The sequence below is a fragment of the Paenibacillus sp. FSL K6-1566 genome, from assembly GCF_038050475.1.
In the GTDB taxonomy this organism is placed as follows: Bacteria; Bacillota; Bacilli; order Paenibacillales; family Paenibacillaceae; genus Paenibacillus_AQ; species Paenibacillus_AQ lactis.
The window spans coordinates 2,593,254-2,611,544 of the sequence record NZ_JBBOSR010000001.1 but is presented as its reverse complement, the minus strand read 5'-3'; the positions used below and the strand labels follow the sequence as shown (position 1 = coordinate 2,611,544).

The window sequence follows — 18,291 nt, the reverse complement described above, 5'->3', positions numbered from 1 at the left end:
TAAGACGTTTTTACAAAAAGCGGTATTGCGCTTCAATAAGTCCATGATAGGTTCCCTGCTTCTGCATAAGCTGGTTATGGTTCCCTTCCTCGATAATCCGTCCGTGATCCAGAACGACGATATGATCCGCATGCCGGATCGTCGAGAGACGGTGCGCCACGATGAAGGAGGTGCGGCCTTTAAGCAGGACTTTTAGCGCTTCCTGAATTTTGAGCTCGGTTTCCGTATCGATGCTCGCCGTCGCCTCATCCAGAATCAGGATTCTCGGATCGGCAAGGAGCGCTCTGGCGAAGGACAGCAGCTGGCGCTGACCCATGGACAGCATGTTCCCGCGTTCTTCGACCTCGGTGTCATAGCCGCTCGGCATTTGAACGATGAATTCGTGAGCGCCGACGGCTTTGGCCACCTGCTCGATCTCCTCGTTCGTTGCATCCAGCCGGCCGAAACGGATATTGTCCCGAATCGTTCCGGAAAAGATAAACGTATCTTGAAGCACGATGCCGATCTGGTTGCGCAGACTCTCCACCGTGACCGATTGAATATCATAGCCGTCGATGGTAAGCTTGCCGTCCGTAATGTCGTAAAAACGGCTCAGCAGATTGATAATGGTGCTCTTGCCGGAGCCGGTGTGACCGACGAGGGCGATCGATTGCCCGGCCTTTACGTCCAGGTTGATTCCTTTCAGCGCCTGGCGGCCCTTCTCGTATTCAAACACAACGTTCTCAAGCTTGATGTCCCCTTGAATCTTCGGCAGCTTGACTGCGCCCGGCTTATCATCGATGCTCGGCTTCTCGTCGATAAACTCGAAGATTCGCTCCGACGAAGCCATGGCAACCAGCAGCTGGTTATACATTTGACCGAGTCGGTTGATCGGCTCCCAGAAGTTACCGACATATTGGGTAAAGGCGATCAAGAGACCGATCGTCAGCTCTCCTTGCTGTATAAGCGTTGCACCGAGCCAGAAAAGTATCAGCGTTCCGAAGCCGCCCGTTATTTCAATCAGCGGACCGAAGGACTGGTTCATGGCCGAGGCCTTATCCCAAGACTTTTTGCTGTCCAGGTTCATATGATCGAAGAACTTCATGTTCTCTTCTTCCTGCGTGTACGCCTGGGTCACCCGGATCCCTTGAATCGACTCGTTCAAGTGGGAGTTGATGCGGGAGTTCCGGATCCGCACGTCCTGCCACGCCCGGCGGATCCGTACGCGAAGCTTCGTGGAAATGAAGAACATGATCGGCACCGTAACGATTACCGCAAGACCGAGCTTCCAGTTAATAACGAGCAGAATAACGACAATGCCGACGAGCTGAACGCAGTCGATGATCAGATTGACGACCCCGTTCGTGAACAGATCCTGCAGCGAGTTGACGTCATTCGTCACCCGCACGAGCACCGATCCTGCCGGCCGTTTGTCAAAGAAGTTAAAGGAAAGCCGCTGAATGTGCCTGAACAAGTCGGCGCGAAGATCGTAAATGACCCGCTGCCCGATAATATTCGTGTACTTGATCCGGAAGATGCCTGCGATCCATTGAATCACGTACATGGCCAGCACGGCTATCGTAATCTGATAGAGCAGCGTCAGGCTCGGACTTCCGTTTTCCGGCTCGATGGCATGGTCAATGGCCTGACTTGTCAGAAAAGGAATCGCCAGCTTCGTGATCGTTCCGATGATCATCATCAGCCCGACCAGCGGCAAAATTTGCTTAGCGTAAGGCTTCATGTACGAGATCAACCGCGTCAGCTGCTTCCAGTTAAACGGTTTCTCGATCGCATCGTCATCCTTGTATACAAAGCGTTCGTTCTTCGCTCCCGGGTCCTGTTCGGACTTGGGAGCCTTTCTCCTATGATGGGGTTCTGTATTTACGTTGGCGTTCATGCTTGCACCTGCCCTTGCTTCCCTCCCGCTTGAGCCTGCCTCGCGATAAGGTCCGCATATTGTATTTTGTATACATCCTGGTATGGCCCCGGTACTGCAATCAATTCCTCATGCTTGCCGCGCTGAACGACCCGGCCTTCGTCGAGAACGAGAATTTCGTCGGCATGGCGCAGCGAGGAGATGCGGTGGGCGATAATAAAGGTCGTTCTTCCCTTCATGACCTCCTGGAAACCGGATTGGATTTCATGCTCGGTCTCCATATCGACCGCGCTCGTCGCATCGTCCAGTATCAGAATCTTTGGATTTTTCAGCAGGGCGCGGGCAATCGCGATCCGCTGCTTCTGGCCGCCGGATAACCCCATGCCCCGCTCGCCTACGATCGTATCGTAGCCGTCCTTCATTTCCATAATAAAATCATGCGCCTTCGCCAGCTTTGCAGCCCGAATGATATCCTCCATGCTCACGTCTTTCATGCCGTAAGCGATGTTGTTGCGAATGCTCGACGAGAACAGGAAGGTCTCCTGGAATACGGTAGCGATCTGGCTTCGCAGGCTGCGCACCTTGATGTCATTAATATTGATGCCGTCCAGCGTGATGGTCCCCTGGTTCACGTTGTACGCGTGCATAAGCAGCTGAATGATCGTCGATTTGCCGGATCCGGTTCCGCCCAGCAGGCCGATTACCGAGCCTGGAGGCGCATTCAAATTAATGTCTTTGACAGCCGCCATTTTGTTTCCGTATGCGAAAGTCACTTCGTTGAATTCGACATGCCCCTTCACTTCGCTAGGCACCAAATCCACGGCATTCTCGCGGTCCTTCACGTCAATCGGCTGATTCAGAAGCTCCAGCACCCGTTCGCCGGACGCCTTCGATTGCGTATAGTTGTTGATATGGAAGCCGATCCCCCACAGCGGTCCAATGATGTACCAAATCAGGGTAAAGAATGCCGCCAGCTGTCCGACCGACATCGATCCGTTAATGACCAGGCTTCCTCCGACGCCGAGCAATATAACGACGCTGATGTTTGCGAACAGCTCCATCATCGGGAAGTAGCGTGCCCACAAGGAAGATGCAAAGATCTGATTCGTCTTGTAGCGTTCGTTGCGCTCCGAGAACTTCTCGACTTCATGCGGCTCGCGGGCGAAAGACTTGACCGTGCGGACACCCGTAATGTTCTCCTGTACGGCCGTGGTCAGCGAGCTGAGCGCAAGCCGCATCTCCTGGAACGCCGGATGAATTTTCGATTCGAATTTGAGCGCGGCGACGACGAGAAACGGCATCGCGACAAGCGTGATCAGCGTCAGCTTCCAGCTGATCGTGAACATCATGATGGACCCGAAGGTGACCATCAGCACCAGATTGAGCAGCTGGGCGAAGCCGAAGCCGATAAACATCCGGATCGCTTCCAGATCGCCGGTCAGCCGCGACATCAAGTCCCCGGTGCGTGCCGTGTCATAGTAACGGAACGATAAAAATTGCAATTTTTCGTAGCAGGCGTTACGCAGCGAGTAGGCGAGGTAGTTGCCCAGCCTCCCTCCAAAAAAGCCGTGCAGAAACTGCATGGAGGCTTTGAGGATGACAACCCCCAATACGGTCAGTGCCAGCTGCGGAACCATGCCGAAGTTCTCCATCTTGATCGCATCGTCAATCAGGACTTGCAAGAGGTACGGGTACACAAGTCCCAGCGCCGTTGCAATCGCCAGACAGAGAATGGAGAGAAAGAGATAACTCCGTTTCTCCCAAAAGAAGCCCTGCAGTTGCCTAAGAACATTCATGATTTTCCTCCGTAGGATTTTTTTCGTTCAGGTTATGTAGCATTTATGAAGTTTATCATCGACCTGAACGGGCGGCAAAGAGAAATAACGGTCATAAATGAGCCAAAAGGACCTAATGAAGGCAAATAGTTAAACTTATCTTTGTTTACTGATTAAATAATCGTTAATTCTCACCTATGCTACTCTTTCTCCCGGAAGCGACCGCTTCGGGCAGCCACTGTGCATTTCGTCCCGGTTCAGGACTTTTTGGAGAAGGGTATCGGAAGGTTGGTTTTCTATGATTTCTGTCCCCAGGAGCCAGCATCTATGCTTGTCGTCCGAACGTCGACGCTGTTGATCTGTTGATCGTACAGCAGTCATTAGTCGACGCTGTTAATCGGCAGCAGTCATCATTAGAACATGGCAAGTGCAGGGGCAGGCGCCAAATACATGGGGTTTGTGCAGCCATTGCTCTTCAATCACGCGAAATAAAGTTACATAAAAAGGTAATTCACGGTTCCATAAAAAGAGACGCCTCCGCCGCCATGATGCATGGCTCGGAAGACGTCTGCGCTATGGATGTTTATTCTGCAAAGCAATGGACCGTTTTTACGCACCATTGCATGTTCCGTTCGGTGCGTGTAACGTTTTTACGGACCTACCGTCATCCATTCAAAACCTGGAACATACTTGGCTCGGATTTATCCGTGACCCGTATTTGTTCAATTGGCTTGGGAATATCGTCCCCACTCGGTTGAAACAAGGATGCCGGAATCAGCCTTGAAGAGGTCCGGCCGCCGTCAGCTCCTGCAAATCGTCAGCCAGCTTATTCCACACTTGCGGGGATTGCCCGTCCTTCAGCGAGTCGATGATGGCTTCAACCGACTCCTGAAGCTGTTCCTCAAGCGCTCCTGCATGATGGCGCAAGGAGTTGGCGACCATGCGGGCATAATGCTCCGCCAGCTGCTCCTCGCGCTTGCTGACGACGGCGGCGATCGCCTCCTTCACCTTCGGCTCGGCCGCTTCGCGGAGCTTGACGCTGCCGCTGCCCTCAAAAAAGTGCTTCGGATTTTTGAACAAGGACCAGAATGCCAGCCAGCCTCCGTCGATCAAAAGCTCCGTTTCGGCAAGCTCCGGAGACGGCCAATCCGGCTCCCGCCGGAGGGTGAGCGCCAATCCCTCCTCCATCGCTTGAATATCGGCTGCCGCTTTTCCGGCTGCGCCTTCGGTCAGCTTGCGTCCCGCCTGCTCCAAACGTAGCGTTGTCGCCCACAGCTCCTGATCCAGCTCCAGGGACAGCGTACGCAGCAAATCCTGGCCGCACGCGGCAAATGCCGATTTCATATTTCCGCTGTCTTCGCGGAGGACGGACGGGTTGAACGATTCCTGGAAGAATCGGTTCATCGCGTAATCGAGCCGCTGCCGCACATGGAACAACAGCTCGCTGCATTCCTGCGTTATATCGCGGGCCATCGTATCCTCCGTTAACCGCTCTAGCCGAACAAGCGCCTGTCTTCGCACTTCTTCCATCGCTTGGATCTTCTGCTGGCGCGTCGTAGCGTCCTGAGCGGCCAGCTCGGCCCATGTCCGAATCCGGTCCCGGATGGAAGCCACCTCATCATACCCGGCGCGCAGCGACAGCTTCGGCAATTCAACCGCGGCAAAGCGCCCAAGCGCCTCCTCGAATGCCGGAAACCCCGATACGGCGAGGACTTCCTCATCGTTCTGCAGCTTCCCGGTTAAGGCCGATTGACTCGACACCGGATAAAGATGCGGACTGCCGACGCCGTTCGCCGTCAAATTGCTGCGCACGTGCTTGATGACTTCCCCCAGCTCCTCTTCAGACTGGGCAAGATCGGCGGCATTTACGATAAAGAACATTTTATCAAGCGCGAAGCTGTCCTTCACCCGTCCGAGCTGGGACAGGAACTGGCGGTCCGCTTTGGAAAAGGCATGATTATAATACGTCACATAGACAATCGCATCGGCGTTTTTAATATAGCTGAACGTGACGCCCGTATGCCGGGCATGCAGCGAGTCTGCTCCCGGCGTATCGACCAGGACGATCCCCTGCTCGGTGAGCGGGCAGCTGTAATACAGATCAATCCCGTCCACGAAGCAGGATTTCCGCTCATCGGCGACATATCCGCGGTATTCCGGCAGCTGCACAAGCTCCGTCGTCCCGAGCCTGCCCTCCATCTCTTCCCAGCCGGCGGCCGCCGCCTTCAGAAATCCGTAATGCGGCAAAGCTGCCGGATGCAGCCCCGATGGTGTCAGCTGTTCCGCTGCCGCCCGCCAGCGGTCCGGGCTCGGCTCTGGCAATCCCAGCACGCTGAAGGAATACTTCAGATCGTCCCACCACATCTCGCGGGTCTTCATGCGCACGGCTGCGGTCCCATGAGGCTTTCCTTCAGCCGGCGCGAGAATGCGGTTTACCGCTGCCGTCGTCGGGTGCGGTGAAACCGGCAGCACCGCTTCGCCAAGCAAGGCGTTGGCGAAGGAGGATTTGCCGGCGCTGAACGCTCCGAACAGCGCCATCGTGAACGAGCCGCCCGCGAGCGCCTCGGCGCGGGCGGTCAAATCCCGCGCGGCGGAGCCCAGCGCGGGGTACGGCGCCAGCAGCGCGGCGGCCGCTTGCAGCTGCGCTGCCGCAGCGTCAAGCTGCTGGCGCCGCTGGGGCGCCCCCGGCGCAGCGCTGCTGCGGCGCGGCGCGGTGCGCCCCTGCCCCGGCTGCGCAGCCGGGGCGCCGCCTTGGGCAGCCGCCTGGGCGGGCTGCCCTTCCGGCTCCCTCACCTCCGGCAGGAGGCCGGGGGTGAGGGAGGCGCGCGGCGGGAGCAGCTGCGCCAGCTCCGCCGTGCGGGCGGCTTCCGCCTGCTGCAGCGCAGCATAGCGGGCGGAAGCCGCTGATTGCGCCAGCAGCTCCTCCTGCTGGCGCCCCAGCTCCTGCAGACGAACGGCTGAAGCGTCCGTCAGCACCGCCTGCAGCCGGTCGGCCAGCTCCGACACGGCACGGCGATAGCTGGCCTTGATGCGCTCGGCCAGCTCCCGGCAATAGTTCAGCACATACTCCCCGGAAACAATCGCATCCGACTGGATCCCGCCTGTAACCATATCCTCCTGAACCGTCGGCAGCTCATGATCCAGCATGCTTTCCCATTCCGTATTCCACTCCGTATAGCTCTCGGTGATGCTGCGGAACAAATGCCGGACATGCCAATCGACCTGAGCGGAGATCTGTTCCTTCAATCGGGCATGGAACGCTTCCAGACGGCGGCGCTTCTCTTCTTCGGTCTTTCCGCCCGAGAATAGGAATCCGACCTTGAACCCGCTGCGGCGGCTCTCCAAGAACAGGCGGGCGAGCTCGCGCACATCCGCTGGCGTTAAGTTCGCATTGGCAAGAAGAGAATCCGCCTCGCTGCGAAGCGCTTGGCGGGCAGTTCCGGGCAGCGATTCCGCCTCCCGCTTCCGTGACTCCAGCTCTTCAAGGCGCGCCTTAAGGGCCGCTGCCGCCTCCTCACCGCCCATTTCCTCAAGCAGCCGTTCTTTCTCGGGCTGGAGAGAGCGGGCGAAAGCGTCCACATGCTGATCCGCCGCATGATGCATGGAGCAGGATACGCTGTAGCCAAGAAGCGGATCTTTAATCGCGATAAGTTCACGAATCAGCGACTTGAGCCGCTCCCATTGGTTATAAGGATGCTCCTTCACCTTAAGCGACGTGCAGAGAAGTCCTTTATAGGCAATTTTCCACTGCGCAAAGGCCTTTTTCACGTCCTGCAAATAATCCGTTATCGACAGCTCCTGGTCCCGATGCTTATCGACCTGATTCACAATGAGATACAGCGGCTTTCCCCAATCCGACAAGCTTTTCGCAAACAAGAGATTGCTCTCCGACTGCACATGGTTGTAATCCATCACGTAAAAAACGACATCGGCCATATGAAGCGCGGAGTGGGTAGCCAAACGGTGACCGTCATCCGTTGAGTCTACCCCCGGCGTATCCATCAGAACGCCGGATTCCCCGAGCAGCGGAATGTCCTCCCATACCTCAATGGCTGAATAGGCTCTGCCCTCTTTGCAATAATCAGCCAGCTCCTCGATCGTCACCGTCATCGGCTCGCCATGATCATCGGCTGCGCGATGAATGAGGGCTTTCGGTGTGCCGCTGCGGATCGTGACGATATTGGCGCTGGTCGGCACCGGACCGGATGGCAGCACTGGTTTGCCGCAGAGCGCATTGATCATGCTGGACTTGCCGGCCGAGAAGTGGCCGCAAAACGCCAGCGTCAGCTCCCCGCTCGCTCCCTTGCGTATCAAATCCTCGGCTAGAGCCGCTGATGATTCGTCATTCCAATCCAAAAAGCGGTCCTTAACCGTTGTCATCGTCTTGTTAAGCTCATGGGCTCCCAGTTCACGTTCGGCTATCTTCAATGTCCTTTCTCGCTCCAATCCATGAATCTTATATTTCTGACACATTCTATTCACATCTGTTTATTGTATCATCGCTTGGGCATTAAAGGAATCATCGCATTTCGATCCCGCTGCGATTTTGCGACATTTCATGAGCGAAGAACACGTTAAGCTCCTCCCCGAATCCATCCTTTCATGCTTCGTGAAGCGGACATGCCTCGTTATCAACAATTATGCAGCCTGATCCCCCGTGGATGGTGGGTGAACTACTTGCTTGTGACTTTAAAGTACAATGCACTACATGCGGTGGTTGATTTCACTCCCCTATGTTAAGGAGATGCATGAATGGTTCTTCCGATTCCTGTTGTTACGGAGGTGGGGATATCCGCCTGCAAAAGCGAACGAAAGGCCTATGCTTCCGGTCGCTGCCTTCTGTTCGGAATGCGACGGAAAAGCTATTCCCTTCTTCAGATACAGTGCTCGCTTACCGTTCGTTATAATCATTCGTATGGTTCTAACTCATCGTCTTCCGATCTCCTGTTCGATGTGTATGTATCCGGCTTTCTATCCACATGTCCGTTGTTTACGATTCCTTCGGTCCAGAGATCATCTTATTATATTCTTATATTAATGAAAGAAAACGACGCATCCGGAGAGGACTCTAATTAACCGACATGCTCCTCTCGTTCCCCGTGCCCGTTTGCTTCTTCGAGATTACGTCATCGGGTGAACGATACGTCATATCCCCCGCAAGCATTTCCCCCGTTGCTTCCTCAACATACGAAAAGGCTGCCCCGGGTCATAGACCTTACGGGACAGCCTCTTGTCAAACATCGGATCGATTGGATACCTCACTCGTAAACATCGGGAACGGTTAGCAGCAATGCCCTGCCGCCTTTCGCTACCCGAAGTTCTCTCAGGCGCCTTCCTGAGGTCCTGAAGAAGTATCGCTTATGAAAATCCGTGCCGCTGTGCTCAGCTTAAATGAACCAAATTGCGAAGCGCAGTCAAACGAGCTTTACGATACTACGGTTCCGTCTTCCGCCGGAATCAAAATTTCAAACACGCTGCCGTGCTGCAGAATCGTTAAACCGCGGGATTTGTCGCGCATAACCACGACTTCGGGCTTTTGCGACATTCTTTCCAAATAGTGTTCCGGCGCGTCCCCGGAATGGCTGAAGGTCACGCCTTCCACCTCTTGCTCTTCATTCTCGTTCAGTTGGTTTTGGCTCTCCACCACATGCTCGAAAATATCGGAGAACAATTCAAAGTTGTCGGTGTAAACGGAGATGCATTTCATGTGTTATCCCATCCTCTTATCTTGTCTATGTCTTGCTTACTCTCGGCTGTTCCTTATTCTTCCTGACTGCCGATGTTTTCATACGCTTCTTTCCTTCACGGCAGACATCGAGGAGCGGGCAAATCTGGCACTGCGGATTTTGTGCTTTACAGTGGTACCTGCCGAAGAAAATAATCCGATGATGCGTTATCGTCCATTCCTCACGAGGCACCCGCTTCATCAGCTTCTTCTCCACCTCCAGCACCGAGTCCTTCCACGCAGCCAGACCAAGACGCTTGGACACTCGCTCGACATGCGTATCCACAGCGATGGCCGGAACGCCGAAAGCATTCGATACGACGACATTCGCCGTCTTCCGTCCAACGCCCGGCAGCTTGACCAGCTCGTCATGAGCTTCCGGCACCTCGCCGCCGTACTGCTCGATCAGGATCGCGCACAGGTTCTGAATATGCTTCGCCTTATTACGGTATAAGCCGATCCGCCGGATATCCTGCTCCAGCTCCTCGAGCGGCACCGATACGTAATCCAGCGGAGTTTTGTATTTCTGAAACAGATCCTTGGTCACTTTATTCACGGTTTCATCCGTACACTGGGCGGACAGCAGCACAGCGATGGTCAGCTCAAACGCATTGCTGTGATTCAGTTCGCAGTGTGCATCCGGAAACATCGTTGCCATTGTATCCAGAATATGACGTACCGTTGCCGCATTCATAATATGAATTCCCTCCCGCAAAAAAAAATCTTGATGCGAAGAAGCCCCCGCATCAAGACGGTGTGTCTCAAGTAATCCCCGGATGATAAATCCTACTGTTTTACAATCTCCACAACGACACCGTTGTTCAGGTACAGTACAATATTATCATTTTCCTTCAGGGATTGCACGGATAAAGTCGTGTCACCTTGATGAACAAATACTTTATCCGACAGGGCGAAGCGATAGTTATCGTTGATCGATTTGCGCTTCACCTGGATTTCGGAATTGCTGGACTGCCAGAAGGAGCGCTCCAGCTTTTCCATCACATTAATAATCGTCACGCCTTGAATATCCTTACGGATTTCAACGCGATCTGAAGCGGCAAGCGTGCTCAAGTTCGTAGCCGTCGAGCCGTTGCGGACGACCTTCACTCCTGCGCTTACCCCAATGGCTTGACTGTTGCCGGCATAATCCTTCACGGTCACCACATTACCGGATGCGTCCACATTCGTGATCTCGCCAAGCGTCAGCTTCACTTCAGATATGGCCACGGCCGTGTTACCTTGAAGGGATATGTTGACCAGCGTGCCCGGACGGAGGTCGGCAAGCAGGATAGCTTGTCCGCTCTCGCCCGTCAGCGTTGCTTTATCGGTATAAATATCGCTGGTCGTTCCGTTTGCTTTTACACGAATCCGGTTCTTCGAAGGCTCCGTAAAGACAACCTCGAACTGGGCTGCCGTCTTCACTTTTAACGTCTGCAGATAATCCTGGTTAGTCGACAATTGAGCTGACACTTCGTCACCTACTCGGACATCCGCCAGCGATGCGGAAGATTTGCCGAAAATTTCAACGATCAGCGTGGTGTTATACGGAATTTCTTCCACTTTACCGTTCGCGTCCACAATCGAGATGATTTTCTTGGACGTATTGATGCTGCTGACCTTGCCTTCGACCTTGTATACAACTTCCAGCGACAGTGCCCGGGTCCCGATAACCGACACGCTCACTTTGCGTCCTGCGCCCAAGAGCGGCTCCACTTTATCGAGCGTCGTTCCCGTGCTTGCTTCGAGCTTCGTCTTCTCATCCAAAATGATGACCCGCGGCTGGTTATTCGCATCACGAACGGTCAACCAACGCGTCTTTGGATCATAGTTCACGATGGTAGCGGCATCGAGCTGTTCCATCTGCCGGCCGGTTACCTCAATCTTGGTCACTTGCTCTTCCCCATTGATCGTCAGCAAAACCTTGTCTCCGGAAACGGCATCTGCCAGCAGATCCGAGAGAACCGGCTTCGCTACGCCGCTGACGATAATCTCAGGCTTGTCAGCCAAAAACTTCGTTTCGAGCTGCGTGCTGCCATTGCGCTTGTAGGTGATCGTCTTGCCGTTCTCTTCAACCGCATACAGCATGCCTTGAACGGTACGTTCTACGCTTTGCGCAACTTCCACGGACTGAAGAACGCTGTTCTCCACCAAGAATTTCACCGTGTAGCCCGCCTTCAGCTCAGCCGGAGTCAGAATTTGATTCTGGTAACGGATCACGGTCTTCTCGTCCCAGGCAAACGTATCCTCGTATCCTGTGCTGTCCTTCAGAGTGATCGTCTTATTTACGGTGTCGATGCTCGTGATGACGCCCTCAGACGACTTATTCACCAGCCCGCTCTTAACGCGAATCGATACGATTCGTTTTTGCGGGCTGAAGGTTTCGCGTTCAATGGTAAGCAGGCTGCCTGCTGCAAGGGTCTTCGGATCAATTTTATTCCCGTTTTGATCGAGGAACAGCGTATTGGCATCATAGCTCAGCTCCTCAAAGGTGCTGCCTGTATCGAACCAAATGACATGATTTGGCGACAGTCGTGCATATGTACGCTCGAAACGCTCCACTTGCTGTGCAGGATCCGTGGTTTCCACATAAGCCGCAGTTCCGTTATTCGCTACGACCACAACCTTCGTATAAGGTTTCAGATCGGAGAATTGCTGTCTCTTCGCGGAATCCGAAGTAAAGTACGCGGTCGATGCATCCAGCTTGAACGAGTGCAGCTTGCCGTCAACGTACAATTCGAGCTTGCCATTATCCAAGGAAGCGATATAGCCTTCGTATTGGTTGGCATATTTCGTATCGATATACGCTTGCGCACGGCTGAAGAACGTTGCCAGCTGGGCTCTCGTCACAGCTCCTTGCGGATCGAACTTATTGCCGTTGACGCCCTGGGCCAGCCCTAACTCTACCGCTACGTTCACATAGCCAAGGCGATCCGGAGAAATTTTGGCATTATCTGCAAAGCCTGTCGCATTATTCTTGGCGGCATTTGCCTCCGCGGTACGTCCGATGGAACGCACCAGCATTTCGGTAACCCATTCCCGCGATGCCTTCTGCGCACCCCAGATGACCTTTTCGTCCGAATAACCGGACTCCTTTTGCTTGTCGAGCAGGCTTTGCTGAAAAGCCAGTTGAACGTACTGCGTGAAATAATCGTTAACTTTAATATTTGTCGGTAATGTCGCAGCGCCGCTGCCTAGCTGATCCTGCATGCTTAAAAAGCGGATCGCCATCGTCACAGCTTCCTGCTGTGTAACCGGATCATTCGGTCTGAACTTTCCGCTACTCCCCGTAACGATCCCTTGTGCCGCCAACTGATAAATGTACTTTTCTCCCCAATAGCCTGCAGCGACATCACTGAATGCTCTTAGGCTTGATTGCGTTGTGCTTGCTGCCGTGCCTCCCGACGTTTCATTTGCTGATACGGCGGAAGCGCCGCCCCCCAATGCTATAAGTCCGGCCATGACGGCGGAGACCACTTTTTTGGAATGAATATGTTTGCTGTGTCTAAGTACCATTCTCTTTCCCCTCTCCTAACTACTGCTTCATCATATACTACTATTCGACAGCAGATCGTGATCTCCTTCAACCATCATTACCGAGTCATCGGATTTTCCATATCGACGTGACCCATCAAGGACTCCGTCTGCTGTCCGTCGACGAGAAGCTGGATCGATTCCACCTCGTCGAACTGGAAAAATGTCTTCTTGAGCGCATCGACAGCAAACGACTCTCCGCCGGCCCCCAGATTGGCTTCGTCCGGAACGGCTACATCAATCGTCAGCTTGCCGCTTTCGAATTGTACCGAATGAAGCTGGATTTTCTCCCACAGCGGAAGCTTGTCCGCATCGCTGCTCTGCTGGAGCGTCTTGAATGCGGCCTCGTATTTCCCAAGCTCATCCTTATAGGAAATCTCAGCCGTACCTTCGACCAGCTCCATCATCTCGGGGTCGGTATAATACGCTTTGATGCTCTCCGTCTTCATTTCGGGCGCAGTCGCTTCGTTTCCGGCTCCTGACGTCCCGCCCGAGCCGTTCGTCACGCCGCCGCTTCCATGGCCTGTCTGATCTTCGGGTGCAGGAGTTACCTGCTCCGGCGTGTCGTCCGGCGCAGCTCCGGGCTTCTGTCCGCAGCCGGCGCCGATCAGCATGACGGCTGCCAGAAATCCGGCCGACCATATTTTTTTGTTCAAAATCGCCACCTCCTGCAAATTACACTGGACTCGTCTCATCAATTCACATTCAAATAATTTTTAATACCGCGAACAATGGCCGCTGCCACACGATCCTGGGTTGCGGGATCAAACAGCTTGCTCTCATCGGTCTTGTTGCTCATGAAGCCGACTTCCAGCAGCGCTCCCGGCATCTTCGTCTCGCGAATGACATGGAAATTGCCGTATCTTACTCCGCGGTCCTTCAAGCCCATGGCCTTGACGATTTCTTTGTGCAAGGCGGCTGCCAGCGCTTTGTCGGATTGGTCGTAATAATACGTTTCCGTGCCCGTTGCGGCGGAAGGGCCGCTGTTCGCATGTATCGATATGAAAACGTCCGCTTTCAGATCGTTCGCCAATTTTGCGCGATCCTTCAGCTCGAGAAATTTATCCGTGCTTCGGGTCAACACAACATCAATATTCGGTTCATTCGCAAGCAGCTTCTCGACCTTCAGCGCCATGGCAAGGTTGAAATCCTTCTCCCTCTTCTTCGTGACGCCGATTGCCCCCGGATCATGATCCCCATGACCGGCATCAATCACGACGATCTTTTTGCCGCTTGTACCCGGTGATGGATCTGTAGCAGCAGTCAGTGCCACGGTCAAGATCCCGGAGCCGTTCTCAAGCCCGGAAACCGTATAGTTTGCCGGTTGGTTCAGATCAAGCACGATCCTAACCGTGAGAGGGCTGCTGTTATAGAGCGAATAACGAACCGACTTCACGTCGGAGTACCCGGACACCGCCATCTGTCCGAATTTGTTCACTTCGTCATAATCGTTCATGGTGCCGAAGCTGTCAGAAAACTCCGTATTGACCATATCGATGACGATACGGTCCGGATTGCCCAGCTTCGAAATGCTCGGTTTGGCATTGCCTGTGACAGCAACCATCAGTTTATTGTCGCTGAAGCTTATGCCGTCTACCGTGGCCGTGTGGGCCCCATCGGCTCCATCCGGGTTGCTTCCTGCATTGCCGGAAGTCAAATGCACCGATTTTGTCCCGTTGTCCCATCGAACCTGCATCCCCATCTGTTCACTGACAAATCGAATCGGAACGATCGTCGTCCCGCCTCGAAGAACCGGCGCTTTGGTCATTTGGACCCGCTGCCCGTTGATGTCGGCATACTGGCTTCCGATAGTCATCGTTACTTTCTGGGATCCGTCTTGGACAGTTACCGTTTTGGTTGCCTTACTCCAATCAACCTGAAAGCCAAGATTCTCGGATACGATTCGAATCGGCACCATGACCGTCCCATTGATGTTTTCCACCTTGGCACCCGATGACACATTGATTTGTTGACCGTCCAGGTAAATTTTTGCGCTGTACGAACTTGCATCCGCCATCTTAGGAAACGCAATCATCATGACAACCAGAAACAATAAAAAACCGAACTTCTTCATCCTTCACCCCTACCATCCTATTATTTTGCCATAGATTGGCGTTTCTGCAATCGGCCTGTCCGACATTACCTGACAAACTTTAGACGCTGACCCTGGCTGAAAGTTGCGAAATTGTTCCCATATTACCAAAAAAAACTCCTACTTCATCACTGAAATAGGAGTTTCGGCTTTCATATATGAGAAACCAAGTAGTTCAACAGTATTATTTTCGAGTCATAGGATGTTCAATCTCCACATGCCCCATCAAGCTTTCGATCTGCTGTCCGTCGACCAGCAGTTCGATCGATTTGACCTCTTCAAATTGGAAAAAGGTCTTCTGCAAGGCGTCAATGGCGAACATTTCGCCTCCCGCGCCCAGATTCGCCTCAGCCGGCTTGCTGATGTCGAGCGTCAATGCACCTTGATCGAACTTTAACGATTTCAACGTAATTTTATCCGACCATAACGGGTTAAGGGATGCGTCAGAGCTCGTTTGGAGAGCCTCGAATGCTTTTTTATACTTATCCTCGTCACCCGAGTAGGTGATCTCACGGCTTGCCTCTTTAAGCTCCATTACCTCCGGGTCGGTATAGTAGAGCTTGATGCTCGACTTATTCTCAGGGTTGACGGCAGCATCTACCTTCTCAGGTTCAGTCGGAGGCGTATCCTTTCCGCTGGCCGGTGGTGTTGTGCTTTCCCCGCCGGACGCAGTCTGGCCTGTTCCCTCCGGTACTCCAGCGTTAACCGGTTCTACTGCCTCATCCTCGTTATCTTGGCCAGCCGCCTGATCGCCTGGATCCGCCTGATCCGCATCCACGGTCTGTTCCGGAGTATCGGCGGGGGCTGCAGCCGGCTTCTGGCCGCAGCCTGCGCTAAAAACAAGCAGCAGCGCCAGCATTCCTGTCATCCAATATTTCTTGTTCATCGTTGTGTCCCCCTCTAGGTTCATAAAATCTTGTACAGGTAATTGTACGTGAAGGAAGTATTCAGGTCTCATCATTTTTTTATCCGTCCTATGTAAGTAGCTGCGGTTCGATGAGCCTCAAGTAAAAACCTCACTTAAGATATTCTTTTATACCCTCAACAATACCTTGTGCAACACGATTCTGAAAATCTTCGTTAAACAACTGGGCTTCATCACCCTTATTGCTCAGGAAGCCGATTTCGAGGAGGACCGCCGGCATCTTCGTTTCCCGGGTTACATGAAGGCTGCTGTATTTAACGCCCCTGTCGAACAGCCCAGTCGCTTTGGCCAAATGCTTGTGGATCACATTGGCGAGCTGTTTGCTCGCATCTCTCGTATAATATGTTTCCGTGCCGTTCGGACTGCTGGACGTGCTGCTGTTGCCGTGGATCGAGACGAAAATGTCCGCTTTCAAATCGTTGGCGATCTTCACCCGATCCTTGAGTCCTAGCGTGGAATCATTGCTGCGCGTCATCACGACTTCAATGTTCTTCTCATTCTTAAGCAGGGCCTCAACCTTGAGTGCCAGGTCAAGGTTCATGACCTTCTCCGATTTGCCCGTCACGCTGGTCGCCCCCGGCTGACTGCCGCCATGTCCGGCGTCGATGACCACAATCTTCTTGCCGCTTCCGGATACCGGAGGAACAGGCGGTATCACCATATCTCCCTCTGCATTCAGATCCACGATCGTCAGCCCCGATTCATGAGTCACCCCGTAGCTCGCGGGTCCGTTCAAATCAATGACAACCCGTACGGTTGACGGGCTATGGCTGAAAAGCGCAAACCGGATCTTGGCTACGTCGGGATAATCCGTTACGGCCATCTCGCCGCCGCTGCTGGGATTCATTACGTGATCGGCCAGAAAGGCTTCGGAAAATGCCGTATTCGGCAAATCCACCACGATGCGGTCCGGCCCCTTCATCGGAAATACGCTCGGAGCAACCGTTCCCTCTGTGGAGATCATCAAACGATTGTCGCTGAAAGAAATCCCGGTCAAGGTCGATAAATCGGCGTTATTCCCAGGAGCAGACGAGTCCGTCCCCGAACCTCCTCCGCTCCCCGGCGAGGTACCTGCATCCGGAGACGAAGGAACGGGCGATGTCAGGTAGACCGCTTTTGCTGCGTTGTCCCACTTGACGTCCAGGCCCATTTGTTGGCTGACGAAGCGCAGCGGGACCAGCGTCGTGTCCCCGCTTAATACCGGAGGAAGATTTAAATCGACCAGTTCGCCGTCCAGCTCCGCTTGAGCGTTGCCGACAACCATGCGCACGCTCTTGTCGCTACTCGACACCGTCACCGACCGCGAGGACTTGTCCCAGCGCACGTCAAATCCGAGGTTCTCCGATACGACCCGGATCGGTATCATCACATTTCCCTTGATGTTGTCGACTTTGACGCCGGACGACAAATTCAGCTGCTGTCCGTCCAGATAAATGGCTGCGCCGGAAGAAGCCGCGTCCACGGACTTAGGAAACACCAGCAAACATAGAATCAGCGCCAACAAAAAACCTAACTTCTTCATGAATCCACCTCGATCATCCCATGATTGAATTTTCTACATATAGAACCGACATACCGACAAACCGCCACTTACAATCTATCATTTATGTAAATCGGCATTTTCGGAGAAAAAATGTACCGGACAAATACCGACATTCACGCTCTTCTATGAACAATTGCTGCATATTACTTCCATCATACCAAAAAAAACTTCCATTTCCTACATAAGAAATGGAAGTTTAATAATCTTGTAATCTTTTGACGAGCAAACCTTCGCAATTAGGCAAACAGACGGGATGCGTGCTTCTTCTCGTAAGCGTCGATCTCGCTCTCGTGCTGGAGCGTCAAGCCGATATCGTCCAAGCCCTGAAGCAGAAACTGGCGGCGGTGCTCATCAAGGTCGAAGTCGATATGAAGTCCTTGATTATCGGTAATCGTCTTGCTCTCAAGATCGACGTTCAGCTGATAACCGGCATTGGCATCGGTGCGCTGGAACAGCTCTTCCACCTGCTCCTCGGACAGCTTGATCGGCAGAATGCCGTTCTTGAAGCAGTTGTTATAGAAAATATCGGCAAACGACGGTGCAATGACAACGCGGAAGCCGTAGTCCAGGATTGCCCAAGGCGCATGCTCCCGGGAGGAACCGCAGCCGAAGTTTGCCCGCGAAATCAGGATCGAAGCGCCTTGATAACGCGGCTGGTTAAGCGGGAAACTTTCAATTTCCTCCCCCTGCTCGTCAAAGCGCCATTCATAGAACAGGAACTGCCCAAACCCTGTGCGCTCGATCCGTTTCAGAAATTGCTTAGGTATAATTGCGTCGGTATCGACATTCACGCGGTCGACAGGCGCCACGATACCGGTTAATTTCGTAAATGCTTGCATACGTTT

At 53.5% G+C, this 18,291-nt stretch carries 11 protein-coding genes; all 11 read right to left on the bottom strand.

Annotated elements, in window-relative coordinates; translation table 11 throughout:
* Positions 1-10: 10 nt before the first annotated feature.
* The 11 genes from NST08_RS11385 to leuD all read right to left on the bottom strand — a co-directional run bounded on the left by NST08_RS11385 (position 11) and on the right by leuD (position 18,285).
* The gene (locus NST08_RS11385) at positions 11-1,876 is read right to left on the bottom strand and encodes an ABC transporter ATP-binding protein (protein ID WP_144879101.1); all 1,866 of its coding nucleotides are present in this window, start codon (positions 1,874-1,876) and stop codon (positions 11-13) included.
* A complete protein-coding gene (locus tag NST08_RS11380; RefSeq protein WP_007129900.1) occupies positions 1,873-3,651 on the bottom strand; it encodes an ABC transporter ATP-binding protein in 1,779 nt (592 codons plus the stop codon). Before NST08_RS11380 ends, NST08_RS11385 begins: the two co-directional genes overlap by 4 nt.
* A gap of 753 nt (positions 3,652-4,404) precedes the next feature.
* The gene (locus NST08_RS11375) at positions 4,405-8,058 is read right to left on the bottom strand and encodes a dynamin family protein (RefSeq protein WP_341341760.1); all 3,654 of its coding nucleotides are present in this window, start codon (positions 8,056-8,058) and stop codon (positions 4,405-4,407) included.
* Between the two features lie 997 nt (positions 8,059-9,055).
* The gene (locus tag NST08_RS11370) at positions 9,056-9,337 is read right to left on the bottom strand and encodes a hypothetical protein (protein ID WP_007129898.1); all 282 of its coding nucleotides are present in this window, start codon (positions 9,335-9,337) and stop codon (positions 9,056-9,058) included.
* Between the two features lie 25 nt (positions 9,338-9,362).
* Positions 9,363-10,049, bottom strand: coding sequence for an endonuclease III (gene nth, locus NST08_RS11365; protein WP_007129897.1), 687 nt, complete (start codon positions 10,047-10,049; stop codon positions 9,363-9,365).
* Between the two features lie 92 nt (positions 10,050-10,141).
* The gene (locus NST08_RS11360; protein ID WP_341341759.1) at positions 10,142-12,868 is read right to left on the bottom strand and encodes an S-layer homology domain-containing protein; all 2,727 of its coding nucleotides are present in this window, start codon (positions 12,866-12,868) and stop codon (positions 10,142-10,144) included.
* 77 nt (positions 12,869-12,945) lie between these two features.
* Positions 12,946-13,542 (bottom strand): GerMN domain-containing protein, encoded by a 597-nt coding sequence (locus tag NST08_RS11355; protein WP_341341758.1) that lies wholly within the window; start codon positions 13,540-13,542, stop codon positions 12,946-12,948.
* Between the two features lie 38 nt (positions 13,543-13,580).
* Entirely contained in the window at positions 13,581-14,960 is a 1,380-nt protein-coding gene (locus tag NST08_RS11350; RefSeq protein WP_028403585.1) for an N-acetylmuramoyl-L-alanine amidase, read from the bottom strand.
* Positions 14,961-15,162: 202 nt separating this feature from the next.
* Positions 15,163-15,864, bottom strand: coding sequence for a GerMN domain-containing protein (locus NST08_RS11345; RefSeq protein ID WP_028403586.1), 702 nt, complete (start codon positions 15,862-15,864; stop codon positions 15,163-15,165).
* Positions 15,865-15,994: 130 nt separating this feature from the next.
* Positions 15,995-17,425, bottom strand: coding sequence for an N-acetylmuramoyl-L-alanine amidase family protein (locus NST08_RS11340; RefSeq protein WP_007129892.1), 1,431 nt, complete (start codon positions 17,423-17,425; stop codon positions 15,995-15,997).
* 257 nt (positions 17,426-17,682) lie between these two features.
* Positions 17,683-18,285 carry a 3-isopropylmalate dehydratase small subunit gene (leuD, locus tag NST08_RS11335; RefSeq protein WP_007129891.1) on the bottom strand — a complete coding sequence of 201 codons (603 nt, stop codon included), beginning with the start codon at positions 18,283-18,285 and terminating at the stop codon, positions 17,683-17,685.
* Between the last annotated feature and the right edge of the window lie 6 nt (positions 18,286-18,291).

Coding starts and splice junctions, on each gene's coding strand:
- NST08_RS11385 (WP_144879101.1), bottom strand. CDS start 1,876: ATGAACGCCAACGTAAATACAGAACCCCATCATAGGAGAAAGGCTCCC.
- NST08_RS11380 (WP_007129900.1), bottom strand. CDS start 3,651: ATGAATGTTCTTAGGCAACTGCAGGGCTTCTTTTGGGAGAAACGGAGT.
- NST08_RS11370 (WP_007129898.1), bottom strand. CDS start 9,337: ATGAAATGCATCTCCGTTTACACCGACAACTTTGAATTGTTCTCCGAT.
- nth (WP_007129897.1), bottom strand. CDS start 10,049: ATGAATGCGGCAACGGTACGTCATATTCTGGATACAATGGCAACGATG.
- NST08_RS11360 (WP_341341759.1), bottom strand. CDS start 12,868: ATGGTACTTAGACACAGCAAACATATTCATTCCAAAAAAGTGGTCTCC.
- NST08_RS11350 (WP_028403585.1), bottom strand. CDS start 14,960: ATGAAGAAGTTCGGTTTTTTATTGTTTCTGGTTGTCATGATGATTGCG.
- NST08_RS11345 (WP_028403586.1), bottom strand. CDS start 15,864: ATGAACAAGAAATATTGGATGACAGGAATGCTGGCGCTGCTGCTTGTT.
- NST08_RS11340 (WP_007129892.1), bottom strand. CDS start 17,425: ATGAAGAAGTTAGGTTTTTTGTTGGCGCTGATTCTATGTTTGCTGGTG.
- leuD (WP_007129891.1), bottom strand. CDS start 18,285: ATGCAAGCATTTACGAAATTAACCGGTATCGTGGCGCCTGTCGACCGC.